Below are 10,985 nucleotides of genomic sequence, written 5' to 3' on the forward strand. Positions count from 1 at the left end.
CTCTATATCACCTCCGTTCCTTTGGCAGGGGAATTTATTTCGCGGTCTGGTGGGCCCCTAATACGGGATCCCCGGCCGGTTCAACTCCGGCGGATCGCTTTCAGGTGAAAAAACATGGGACGAAAATCAGTTTGGAAAATCCCGGTCAAAACAACTGATCCGGGATATCAAAAGATGCTCACGGCCTGCAAGCACTTCGGGAAACCGTGGGATAATCTTACGAACGATGAACGGAAATGGGAGAAACCCGCCACCGCACTACCAAACGTAGGAAAACGTATCGCAGATGCAGAGAACCGCGATGATCTGTATTTCCTTGCCGATGCGATGATGGCCGCGTGCAAAGCTCTTGAAGAGATCAACCGCTTGCTCCGGGACATGCTCGAAGAGGCGAAGAGGGAACGGCAGCACTCGTGACCGCCGAATGCACAGCCGATGCCAAAGGACCGCGCCGGCTCCGGAAACTGAAAGAGCGGTCCGGTGTCATCACTGAGCAGATCGCAGAGCTGCGGAGCAAGCGGCGGTTGATCTGGTGGGAGATATTGCAGATCCGGGCCGGGGCCCTGATTGCGTGGGTCAAGAGAGGAGTCTGCCAATGAAAAAAACCCCGCCTGAAATCCTCGCGCTGCTTTCCGCAAAGCTCGACACCCTGAAACAAAAGGGAATCGAACCCAAAGCCCTTTTACTCTCTGCGGAAGATTACTCTGTGTTGAACGACGAACTAAAAAAGAACAGCATTACCGGGAATCCCGACCGGTTGCGCCTCACCCCTGCCGGTAAATCCTACCCGCTCTATTCGACCGATGCGTCGAAAACGAGCGAGAGAACCGGCGATGTGAAAGAACCCATGGTGATATTATGATGGAGATTGAGCAAGCTATCAGGACGCTGGAAGACCTACGAAGGAACGACCCGGTCATCCAGCGCGGAAGAAACGCAGAACTGACCACAGCATTTAAGGTATTCTGGGACTCAAATCCGGACGAATCAAAGTTTTGCCGGCTTACTGCCGGACTGCTCATCACACCGGCGATCCTGTATTACATGGCGACGCACCCGATAAAATCCACCACAGCACAACCGGTAGAAGTCGTGCCCGCCAAAGAAAAGGCCGCACCAGAAGAAAATCCACAACAGCAGGGGGGAAAAAAGAATGCCACTCGTAAATGATGCACAGGCGCTGGCGGATCTGTACTGCGTCATTGTAAAGAAGATCCGGATTATCCGGAAAGCGGGGGAGGACTTTGTTATCCGGCCGGCTCGCACCATTGTCGGATCCCCACTCCCCATCGCGTACAAATCCCACGACTTCGAGGTATTCACGGACAAGTACCCGGAGATCAAGGAGGTCCGTGTTATCTTCAGTATGGGCGGGGCGGCGCAGTTCTTCCCGGCCGGCACTCCCGAGTCGGTGATCTGGGCAAGCAATGTGAGCACAGAGGAAATGGAGGCGGATTGACGTGACTGGCAAATGCAACCGCTGCGGGGAATGCTGCAAGGTCATTCCCATCCTGCTCAAAGGCATCGCGCCGGAAACAAAAGAATGGTTGATGGCCCGTGGAGCGAAAGAGGACACCAATCAGGGATATCTCCTGATCCCGCATGTATGCCAGCAGCTTATTGAGAATGCTGGTGAAATTACGTGCGCTATTCACGATACCGATCAGTACCCGCTTGCCTGCGCCCGGTATCATGGATTCGGGCATTTCTACAAGCCGGAAGGGTGTGGGTATCTAAAGGTTTGATCTATGGCAAAGTGCTCCATATGCGCGGACAAAGCGCGGAAAAAGATCGATGCTGCGCTCGTCATGGAAGGCGCGACTATTCGCGGCATCGCCGCCAAGTTCCGCGTATCTGAGGATGCCCTCGCCCGGCACGTAAAAAACGGCCATGTGCTGGAACGGATCGCCAAAGCCCAGAAGGCACAGGATATTGTGGAAGCCGATGCCCTGCTGAATGAGATCCTTGAGATCCAGCAACACCAGAAAACCATTTTCCAAGAGGCTCGTGATCGTACCATTGAGGGATTCAAGGCACCGGATAACAAGCTTGCCCTTGAAGCCTTGAGGGACCAGTCAAAGATCGTGGAACTCAAAGGTAAGGTCCTCGGGTCATTTGTTAAGGATGTGGCGAAGACCACCCCGGCCGGCGCGGCCATAGTCGCCCCCCTCACCCCCGAAGCCGCCCGGAAGATAGGGGATATTGTTGCCAACAGTCTTTGATGCGGCCGGGTTAGTGCAGGCGCACGAAAAGGATCTCCTGCTCCACTCGTGCCGGTACCTCACCAAAAAGATCTATTCTTACGTTATTGAGCCGCACCACGAGCGGATCCTGGCACACGTTGAGAATGCCAACACCACTCTTGACCTTGCCCCGCGTGGATCTGGGAAATCACGGATTGTTACCATCGGGTACTCAACACAGCGGGCCCTGGAAGATCCCAATATCCGTATCCTCATAGTCAGCGATACAGACGATCACGCAGTCCGGTTCCTGAGTACTATAAAAAGCGCCTTGAAATATCACCCCCTCATAAAACAGCATTTCGGAGATTTGGCCGGGGACCGGTGGACCGATCACCAAATTACGCTTGCCGGCCGGACCAAAATCCTGACGGAGGCCACGATTACGGCCCATGGCGCATACTCGGGCGCGGTCACGTCGGGACACTACGACCTAATTATCTGTGATGACCTAATCAACTTCGAGAATGCCCGCACAGAAGGCGGCCGGGAGCGCATGCTGGAGTGGTTCAAGAACACCCTTCTCCCCACGCTGATCCCGGGCGGCGAGCTGCACGTTATCGGCACCCGGTATCATTTCCTCGATCTCTACCAAACAATGATTGATGAGCTCGGGTATGACTGCCAAATCCAGCAGGCTATCCAGCGCGATGCGGACGATCATGAGTGCAGCATCTGGGAATCTTACATGCCCCTGCATGACCGGCCGTACCCGGTCACCGGCAAGGTCACAGAGGGCTTGCTAACCATCAAAGCGAACCTGGGCGATGTGATCTTCAATCTCCAGTACCAGAACGACGCCGAGCTCATGAAGAAGGGCAGCATCTTCCAGTACGATTGGTTCCGCTGGTACGAGATGGAAACCCGGGCAGATGGCGAGCTCTGGATAGTCCGGGACGATCAGCAGGCCTTTCCTGTATCGCAACTGGCGGTTTATGCAGGGGTCGACCCCAGTATTGGCGAGGGGGACCAGAGTGATTATTTCGCGGTCTGCATTATCGGAGTCAACCGTATCAGCCACGAGAAGTACGTGCTCGATATCGTCAAGGCCCGGCTTACTTATGAGGGCCGGTCCGCAATGCTCGGAGCCAAGCATAACCAGTGGCACGAACGGATCATGGGGATCGAGGATGTGGCCTTCCAAAAGGAGTTTGTCCAGCGCATCCGGCTTTCTCATCCGTATATAAGGGTCAAGGAAATAAAGACAGTGAGAGACAAGGTCAGCCGCGCATATGACCGGTCCGGGCTGGTCCAGAATGGTAAGGTTTTTGTTAAGAAAGGGATGTCGGATTTTGTCGAAGAGTTGTGTATTATGCCCGACGGAGCGCATGATGACCAGTTCGATGCCTTCGATTTCGCTATTGCCGTCTCTGAATCCGGCGGGGGAGATGCTAAATTGACCCGGTTGCCCGGCTCCGATAAGTACTGCGAACGACAGCCGGACAAGCCGGTATTCTCGGCATTGATCAGGGAGAAATACAAGTGAGCGCAAAGGGCATCCTTCAAAAATTACGCATGGCAGCTCAAGCCGGCAGCCGGTCGTTTTCCCGGGTAATGAAAGCCCCATCAGTTGAAGAGGCCACAATACAAGCACAGATGCAGGCACGGCAGCGGACCCTCAAAGGGACCCGCGATATCGTCAAACAGACTTCCCGCCGGTACCTCATCACCGACGACGATTATGAGGAATACGAGGAAAAGCGCCTCGATGCAATGATGAACGACCCGGTCCGCCGGGCCATCTTTACAGTCAACTCATACCTGAACGTCTTCGGCATCCCGCGCCGTAATTTCTGGAAACAGGACAATGACCGGCTCGCCCGTAATGCCATCTATGCCGTCTGTGAAAAGCGAATCATGGACACGATCGAGACCGCCGAGTGGGAAGTCATCGATGGGAAAAAGCAGACGGTCGAAGCAGCCGAAGCCTTTCTGAAGAAGCCCAACCCACAGGGAACATGGCAATCCCTTATCAAGCCCACGATCCCTGATATGCTCCGCTACGATCAGGCGGTGTGGGTCAAGACCCGGAACCTTGCCGGTCACCTGCTTGAGGTCAAGGCGTACAGCGGCCCGGAGTTCTGGATTGAAGTCGATAACAGTTTCTCGGAAATCATGGGGCAGTTCGGTCTTTTCTATTATGGCCCCTGGTCTCACGGGTATGTGAAGCGGTATTGGCAGCACAGCAAGCCCGGCGTGTACATCCCGTTCTCGCCCCGTGATATCTGCTTCATAATGATGTACCCGCGCTCGGACGACATTTACGGCACGGACTTCCTGCAACAGCTTAAATGGCAGCTCGAGTACCAGATCGACAGCACCAAGGCGGCCGGGATGATGTTTGCCAATGGGATCGGGCCCTCCCTCTGGTGGAGACATCCCGGGTATTCTAGCATTGACCAGCTCGAAGAGCGGAACTTTGAAGTAGAGCTGGAGAATAAGGGCCCGGAGAATTTCGGAAACATCCTTCACCTGCTCGGGGAGGAAGAGGTCGGCACTATCTTCCCGGCGCTGATGAATTCCCAATGGCTTGAGGGTCAGAAATGGATCTCAACAATTATCTGGGCGATGTTCGGATTCTCCGCCTCGGAATTCACCAGCGACGATGTGAACCGGGCGACGGCCTACATTAATCAGAATATCACGAAAAGCAAGATGCTGGCCCCGATCCTTAAGCACCTTGAGACAGTGATCAATACCGAGATCCTCCCGGAGCTTGAAGGATATCAGCCGGACTGGCATTTCCAGTTTAAGCCGGTGATTGACCTCGACGACCAGCTCAAAGAGGTACAGGTCGCGCAGGGTAAGGCAGACGTGGCCGGCAAGTGGGTTGCACTCGGTGCTCCGCTTGAAACCGCGATGAAGATCGCCAAAATGGATGATGAGGATATCGAAGCGGTATCTGCCGGACTCGATCAGGTAACACCCGGGCAAAATGCAAGCATGGAGGATGCCCTGCAGAGCCTGAAGGATGCAGCCGGGGCGGGTAAGGTCCAGGACCTGCACGATCAAATTGCCCTGCCGGACAAAGGCAGCAACACGCACATCGAAGGGTATTCTGGTATCGCACGTAACGACAGCGGGAAGCCGGAGACATCGAAAACGCAGAAAGCCGCTTCCGGCTGGGCCTACAACGATAACGCCCACCTCTGGACCCACTTAACCGATCGAGAAGTCTTTGTTCAGATAATCCCTCACGAAGACAAGTTCTTTGTTGTCCACGCCCACCCCGGACCGGATGGCGCAGTTCTCCAGCCTCCGGATCAGACCGCGACATTAGAAGAAGCGAAGAAGAAAGCCAAAGAGCATGTCGATCACTGGTATGATTCCTCGAAGTGGAAATCTGATCCGGATTACGGAAAACTCGAACCGGGTGATACCTGATGGCACGGTTTAACCTCGGCCGGTTTAATCTCTCGCCATTCAACCGGGCCGGGGGTGCCCGGGATCTCACAAGCGCCGCCACGTTCCAGACGGCCCCCGCATTGATCCCGGCCGCACAACGTGAAATTGACTCACAGTCAGACACGATCGCCACCACCATTGCCCTCGTTGCCACGCCAACAGCGCATATCTATGATGGGATCCTGATCTGTAAACCGACAGTAGGCGCACGCGCTTCCGGGCTTGCAGTCAGCGCCCGGTCCAGCTCTCTCTCCGTGACTCTGCGGGATAGTGAGGTCGAGGCCATATGACCATCGGGCAGGAATTCGTAAAGGGCGATGAGGTACGCCTCAAGGCGACATTCAGGGATTTTTCCGGCACACTTGTAGATCCTTCGACAATGGCCCTGAAAGTGTATGACAGTACCGGTACCGCAGTCCTCACAAAGGCTCTGGCTGATCTCACCCGGGAGGGTCTTGGTGTCTATCATTATGACTGGGTAACGACGGCAATAGGTGATTTTATTTACGAATTCTCCGGCACTCTCGCAAGCGGCGCAACGGTAATCTTTGACCGGTTCTCGGTGGTGTATCACTAATGACAGGAAGTTTTTCGCAATATCTGGATCTCAAAGCCCTGGATCACGAGATCGGGGCGATAGCGCATACCCCGGTTGCCACGCTTTACCTTGGACTCTCAACGACAACCATATCCGGCGATGGCACCGGGATTACCGAGCCGACCATCGGCACATACAACTATGCCCGGGTGGCGATCACCAACAACGTGACGAATTTCCCGGCCGCCTCAGTGGTGAGCGGGAAAGCGCAGAAAACCAATGGTGTGGAATTCGACTTCCTGCAGGCGCTTGGTGCATGGGGGACTATTACGTACCTTTTCCTTTCCGATGCGGCAAGCGGCGGGAACATGGTTGCCTACGCTCAGCTGATGGACCCGACCGATCCGACAACACCTCTCCCAAAAACGATCACGGCAGGCGACACGCTGAAATTCCCGATCGGCACTTTGAAATTCACATTGGGGTGATCCATGACCAACACGCTTTACCCCGGGAAAGTAAATTCCCCCCCGACGGAGCTCTCCGCTCCCTATACTATCGGAGATACTACCTTGCATGTCACGGACAACAGCGTTCTCCCAACGGCTCCTAACGAGGTCACTCTTTACGCCTCACCCTCCGATGATACAGCGGTAACGTTCCTTTATACCGGGAAAGGCACGGGAACACTCACCGGCCTTGTCCTCTTGGAGGGAACGGATAAGGATTGGGATACAGGAACGTTTGCGGCCCGGACCTTCACAAATTACGATTGGCAGGCCATTATAGATGCGTTCTCTACGCGTCCCATCATTGTGACCGGCCGGGCCACGAACGTAGAAGATGGCGTGCCGGTAGCGTACTCTCCGGGCGGAACACCACAACGGTTGATTGTCCAGCCGGTTGCCTCAGGTTCGGACACGTACATGACATTTATGCAATTTGTTTCCCTGGAATCGTTTGATGGATCCAGTTTCATCGTGAACATCAAAACTAATACCGGTTCGTCCGGTAACCCCATGACAATCGATTGGATGGCATTCTTATGAAGAGTTTAAGAGGTATCTTTGCAATTATTTTGGTCCTGGCCCTGATCACAGCACAGGTCGGGGCAACCTGCCCGGCAACGTGGAATGATCCCAATCTGACGTGCATTGTCACGCAGAACTGGCACGATTTCGTGAACAACTGGACGTACTGGAACACATCGGCCTTTACGTCTATAAACGCGGTAAATTCTGCGATGCTATTCCAGAACGGGACACGGGTAATGATCGGCTCCCTGAATGCAGGAGGGTATAACATCTCCAACGTGAGCACCCCGATAGCTTCCGGTGATGCTGCTACTAAATCCTACGTCGACTCAAAAGCCCCCTCATCAAATACCGCATTCAGCGCCCTGTCCGCATCGCAGAACGGAAATATTACCGTCTGGAATGGAACTTCGGCGCGATGGCTGAATGATTCCGGGTACACCATCCCATCATTGATCGCGGCAGTTCCGATTGTCAATTCCTCTTATGCGACCACGACGTATGTTACCGCCGTAAACACGTCGCAGACGAACAATCTTACGGTGGTAAACTCGACAATCCAGGGGCAGCTTTCCGGGTATGTTTCGACCAGCAACACGACGTATATCCAAACCGGCACCCTGAATACTTTCAAGAATGTCCTGATTAACCCTGGGTTCACGGTGAACCAGCGGGCCTATGTTTCCGGAACCAATATTAGCGTTGGAAGCCCGGGCAATAACTACGCTCATGACCGGTGGAGAGCGGGAACTGGAGTAACCAACACATACACTTTCACGCAATTAGTATCCCCCACGCAAATCACCATTACCAACGGCACATTCTTACAGACTGTGGAAAATGCGAATGTGATCGGAGGAAATTACACCCTGTCATGGACTGGGACGGATCAAGCACGAATCGGATACGGCACAACTGTAGCCGCGAGTTTGCCGTCCGGTTCTTACGCAGCATCCCCGATTGTAATTTCGAATATTCCCGCCGGTGATTATATCACTGTTGAGTATAATACCGGCACTCTCTACGAGCCACAACTAGAAAGCGGAACGGTACCCACAAAATTTGAGTTCAGACAATATCCAATTGAGGTTGTGCTATGTCAGAGATATTTTAAGAGGATCGTACTAAATGGGAATATATATGTACCTATCGTTTCATCAACCGTTGGTTTAGCACCATTGCAGTATGATATGCGGTCAACACCAACTTTTACCAATACCACCCCAATAGCGGTTAATGTTTTTGGGGTTGGACTCCGTTCGGCAACACTGAGCTATTTTTCGGGAGGCCTTACGGGTGGAAGCGTTCAGGTTGCCTCTACAGACATGAATCAGGCCACATATCTCCGATCTGGTGCCATCGCACTAAATGCAGAGCTCTGATATTCATGACATGGCAAGTTTCAGATTATACAGTGACAACGGATGCAAACGGGAACACCCTTTTCGTAACTCGGAGCGATGGATCGAGCATCCCTCCTGATCCGAATAACACCGACTATGCTGCGTTCTTGGAGATTGACACCGAAGCACACCTATGCAAGCGCATAGTCCAACCAACGCCTGTTCCCGACTCAACACCGAGCGATAAAGACCGGATTGCAGCTCTTGAAAGTGCAGTTCTCGTATTAACGGGGGTATAATCATGTCAAGCGCAATGTACCCCTTCTTTGAGAGTATGCAGAAACAGGGCCGGCTCACCTATGCACAGATCGACAAGGCTGTGACAAAAGGCTACATTACGGCAGACGAAGCAACGGCACTAAAAGCAATATGAACGCGGCCTCTCGGGCCGGAAAACCGGGAAAATGAGGCAACACACCATGGACATTAGGGCATTTTCAAACAACGAGGGATCAGCAAGCGGAACAACCACGGCTTCATACGCGGTGGCAAAGTCAATCGACATGACGGGGTTCCGCAACTGCCTGATCCTAATCAAGAACAGCGACCCGAGCAGCACAATGTACTATAAGGTCGATTCCTACGCGAATACCGACGGCTTGCTCTCAAATCCCGAGGTAACGCAGACCAGTATCGCAGCAGCTGGTACAGCGGCCGTGGTCCTTGACGGCAAGACCCGGGCAAAGTACGTTGTATCGGTGATCGACAACTCCGGGCACTGCGCGTACTCGATCGAGTACATCCAGGGTAATTGATGGCGCGGCAGGATCCTTCCCGCCCCATCCGCAGCCTTTTCACGCGGGAATTTCTCGCATTAATCCGGAATGCCCGGGGCCGGGCTCTTGCAGAGCTCCAGCCATTGCTCCGAAGAACAAATCTCGAAGCCGGAGAAGTTCTCAAGATCCTGGAAATGCTGAACCGGGCATACATCGATCAGCCCGGCCGGCAACTCATCCAGCGGTATATTTTGCAGGCGTACAAAGGCGGGATCGGCGATACCCACAACATTCTTCTCGCGCAGGTGAAATCCCCAACAGATCTAATCAAGATCTCCCTGAATTTTACTCGGCCGGATGAACGGGCGATCGCCAACATCTCCGCGACCTCGTTTGCCGATCTTGCCGGGTTCACAACCGAGATGAGCAAAAAGATCGTGCGGGACTTGGTGGAACTGGATAAGAAAGGCGCGGGGATTATGAAAATGTCGGCCGCCATCCAGCAAGGGTATCTTGGGATCGGAGCGGCCCGGGCAGAGGCCATCGCACGGACGACCACAACGCAGGCGTACAACCAAGCTGCATGGAGCCGGATCGAGGATTACGCGCCTTACAAAGAGTGGATCCCCACACTTACTGATAGCCGGACCCGGCCTTCTCATCTGGCAATGAAGGGCGTGATCATCGATGTCGATCAGCCGTTTGAGGTGCCCGCATACCGGGTGTCGGTCAATACCCGGGTGCCGGCCTGCCAGATGATGTTCCCGGGCGATTCTTCCCGGGGGGCCCCGGCAGCGCAGGTTATTCAATGCCGGTGTGCGGTTGCGCCGAGATTCCTCAAAAAATAATCCCTTTTTTCTCATCCGTATATAACCCCTTGCTCTTAAATGAACTATCCAATGCCCTTACTAACCGCAGGGCCGGGACACCGGATGCAGAAAGGCGGCAAACAGCTTTTCGTATTCGACCTTCACGTTCTCGACGATTCGCAGAGAAAGGTGAGCGGTATTGCAACCGGCCCGCAGCTTGACCGGGAGAACGAATCCGTCCTGAAATCGGCTATTGAGAAAGCTCTGCCGAATTTCATGATGCTCCCCGTCATGCATCTTGACCACACGGAACGTCCGGTTGGATGGTTCACAAAAGCAGAGTTCAGGGGGCAGGATCTATACGTCGAGGCTTGCGTAAAGCCGACCTCCGATTGCGATCCCTTTTGGGAAGATGTGAAAAAGGCGGACCGGGAAGGCAAGCCGTACCAGTTTAGCATTTACGGGGAGCGGACCGACTGCACCGATGCGTGTATGCTGGACCCTTCGCAACGTGCCGAGCCGTGTATTACGAAAGGGCTGGAGCTCTATTCTATCTCAATCTGTCATCCCGGAACAGCCATTAATCCGAACACCTTCGCGGAAGTGATGAAAGCAATGGGAATTGAAACCCCGCCGGAGGTTGCCACGCTCCAGAAAAAAGAGCACTATCCCTGGGAGCAGTGCATCGCCGATAGGAAAAAAGAAGGCCATTCGCAGGAATCGGCGGAAAAGATTTGCGGAGCGATCCGCGCCAGATCGCAGGGTCTTGGAAAAGCCACGGACTCTGCAATGAGTGTGATCCATCCGACAACGGACGGAAAGTATCCAAAGGAGAAA

General features: G+C 53.9%; 18 protein-coding genes. All 18 read left to right on the forward strand.

Annotated elements, in window-relative coordinates:
* Positions 1-174 precede the first annotated feature (174 nt).
* A complete protein-coding gene (locus WCX19_RS12320; protein WP_373008558.1) occupies positions 175-417 on the forward strand; it encodes a hypothetical protein in 243 nt (80 codons plus the stop codon).
* Positions 414-599, forward strand: coding sequence for a hypothetical protein (locus WCX19_RS12325; protein WP_373008560.1), 186 nt, complete (start codon positions 414-416; stop codon positions 597-599). Before WCX19_RS12320 ends, WCX19_RS12325 begins: the two co-directional genes overlap by 4 nt.
* On the forward strand, positions 596-862 hold the full coding sequence (locus WCX19_RS12330) for a hypothetical protein (protein WP_373008562.1): 267 nt from the start codon (positions 596-598) through the stop codon (positions 860-862). Before WCX19_RS12325 ends, WCX19_RS12330 begins: the two co-directional genes overlap by 4 nt.
* Positions 859-1,170 (forward strand): hypothetical protein, encoded by a 312-nt coding sequence (locus WCX19_RS12335; protein WP_373008564.1) that lies wholly within the window; start codon positions 859-861, stop codon positions 1,168-1,170. The genes WCX19_RS12330 and WCX19_RS12335 overlap by 4 nt, the downstream gene beginning before the upstream one ends.
* Entirely contained in the window at positions 1,154-1,459 is a 306-nt protein-coding gene (locus WCX19_RS12340; protein ID WP_373008566.1) for a hypothetical protein, read from the forward strand. Before WCX19_RS12335 ends, WCX19_RS12340 begins: the two co-directional genes overlap by 17 nt.
* A 1-nt stretch (position 1,460) precedes the next feature.
* Positions 1,461-1,745: a hypothetical protein gene (locus WCX19_RS12345; protein WP_373008568.1), complete on the forward strand. Its 285-nt coding sequence runs from the start codon at positions 1,461-1,463 to the stop codon at positions 1,743-1,745.
* Positions 1,746-1,748: 3 nt separating this feature from the next.
* Entirely contained in the window at positions 1,749-2,222 is a 474-nt protein-coding gene (locus WCX19_RS12350; protein ID WP_373008570.1) for a hypothetical protein, read from the forward strand.
* On the forward strand, positions 2,206-3,729 hold the full coding sequence (gene terL, locus WCX19_RS12355; RefSeq protein WP_373008572.1) for a phage terminase large subunit: 1,524 nt from the start codon (positions 2,206-2,208) through the stop codon (positions 3,727-3,729). Before WCX19_RS12350 ends, terL begins: the two co-directional genes overlap by 17 nt.
* Positions 3,726-5,627 carry a phage portal protein gene (locus WCX19_RS12360; protein WP_373008574.1) on the forward strand — a complete coding sequence of 634 codons (1,902 nt, stop codon included), beginning with the start codon at positions 3,726-3,728 and terminating at the stop codon, positions 5,625-5,627. Before terL ends, WCX19_RS12360 begins: the two co-directional genes overlap by 4 nt.
* Positions 5,627-5,938 (forward strand): hypothetical protein, encoded by a 312-nt coding sequence (locus WCX19_RS12365; RefSeq protein ID WP_373008576.1) that lies wholly within the window; start codon positions 5,627-5,629, stop codon positions 5,936-5,938. The genes WCX19_RS12360 and WCX19_RS12365 overlap by 1 nt, the downstream gene beginning before the upstream one ends.
* A complete protein-coding gene (locus WCX19_RS12370) occupies positions 5,935-6,225 on the forward strand; it encodes a hypothetical protein (RefSeq protein WP_373008578.1) in 291 nt (96 codons plus the stop codon). The genes WCX19_RS12365 and WCX19_RS12370 overlap by 4 nt, the downstream gene beginning before the upstream one ends.
* Positions 6,225-6,674, forward strand: a complete 450-nt coding sequence (locus WCX19_RS12375; RefSeq protein WP_373008580.1) for a hypothetical protein — start codon at positions 6,225-6,227, stop codon at positions 6,672-6,674. The genes WCX19_RS12370 and WCX19_RS12375 overlap by 1 nt, the downstream gene beginning before the upstream one ends.
* 3 nt (positions 6,675-6,677) lie before the next feature.
* A complete protein-coding gene (locus tag WCX19_RS12380) occupies positions 6,678-7,235 on the forward strand; it encodes a hypothetical protein (protein ID WP_373008582.1) in 558 nt (185 codons plus the stop codon).
* Positions 7,217-8,602, forward strand: coding sequence for a hypothetical protein (locus WCX19_RS12385; protein WP_373008584.1), 1,386 nt, complete (start codon positions 7,217-7,219; stop codon positions 8,600-8,602). The genes WCX19_RS12380 and WCX19_RS12385 overlap by 19 nt, the downstream gene beginning before the upstream one ends.
* A gap of 262 nt (positions 8,603-8,864) precedes the next feature.
* Positions 8,865-8,996 carry a hypothetical protein gene (locus WCX19_RS12390; protein WP_373008586.1) on the forward strand — a complete coding sequence of 44 codons (132 nt, stop codon included), beginning with the start codon at positions 8,865-8,867 and terminating at the stop codon, positions 8,994-8,996.
* A 46-nt stretch (positions 8,997-9,042) separates the two neighbouring features.
* The gene (locus WCX19_RS12395; protein WP_373008588.1) at positions 9,043-9,378 is read left to right on the forward strand and encodes a hypothetical protein; all 336 of its coding nucleotides are present in this window, start codon (positions 9,043-9,045) and stop codon (positions 9,376-9,378) included.
* Entirely contained in the window at positions 9,378-10,187 is an 810-nt protein-coding gene (locus tag WCX19_RS12400; protein WP_373008590.1) for a phage minor head protein, read from the forward strand. Before WCX19_RS12395 ends, WCX19_RS12400 begins: the two co-directional genes overlap by 1 nt.
* Before the next feature lie 84 nt (positions 10,188-10,271).
* A partial coding sequence (locus WCX19_RS12405) for a hypothetical protein (protein ID WP_373008592.1) occupies positions 10,272-10,985 on the forward strand: 714 nt, incomplete at its 3' end.

Source organism: Methanoregula sp., assembly GCF_041663825.1.
In the GTDB taxonomy this organism is placed as follows: domain Archaea; phylum Halobacteriota; class Methanomicrobia; order Methanomicrobiales; family Methanospirillaceae; genus Methanoregula.

Bases quoted from the DNA above. Each gene is read 5' to 3' on its own strand.
- WCX19_RS12340 (WP_373008566.1), top strand. From the start codon at position 1,154: ATGCCACTCGTAAATGATGCACAGGCGCTGGCGGATCTGTACTGCGTC.
- WCX19_RS12380 (WP_373008582.1), top strand. From the start codon at position 6,678: ATGACCAACACGCTTTACCCCGGGAAAGTAAATTCCCCCCCGACGGAG.
- WCX19_RS12350 (WP_373008570.1), top strand. From the start codon at position 1,749: ATGGCAAAGTGCTCCATATGCGCGGACAAAGCGCGGAAAAAGATCGAT.
- WCX19_RS12335 (WP_373008564.1), top strand. From the start codon at position 859: ATGATGGAGATTGAGCAAGCTATCAGGACGCTGGAAGACCTACGAAGG.
- WCX19_RS12390 (WP_373008586.1), top strand. From the start codon at position 8,865: ATGTCAAGCGCAATGTACCCCTTCTTTGAGAGTATGCAGAAACAGGGC.
- WCX19_RS12400 (WP_373008590.1), top strand. From the start codon at position 9,378: ATGGCGCGGCAGGATCCTTCCCGCCCCATCCGCAGCCTTTTCACGCGG.
- WCX19_RS12375 (WP_373008580.1), top strand. From the start codon at position 6,225: ATGACAGGAAGTTTTTCGCAATATCTGGATCTCAAAGCCCTGGATCAC.
- WCX19_RS12395 (WP_373008588.1), top strand. From the start codon at position 9,043: ATGGACATTAGGGCATTTTCAAACAACGAGGGATCAGCAAGCGGAACA.
- WCX19_RS12365 (WP_373008576.1), top strand. From the start codon at position 5,627: ATGGCACGGTTTAACCTCGGCCGGTTTAATCTCTCGCCATTCAACCGG.
- WCX19_RS12320 (WP_373008558.1), top strand. From the start codon at position 175: ATGCTCACGGCCTGCAAGCACTTCGGGAAACCGTGGGATAATCTTACG.
- WCX19_RS12370 (WP_373008578.1), top strand. From the start codon at position 5,935: ATGACCATCGGGCAGGAATTCGTAAAGGGCGATGAGGTACGCCTCAAG.
- WCX19_RS12330 (WP_373008562.1), top strand. From the start codon at position 596: ATGAAAAAAACCCCGCCTGAAATCCTCGCGCTGCTTTCCGCAAAGCTC.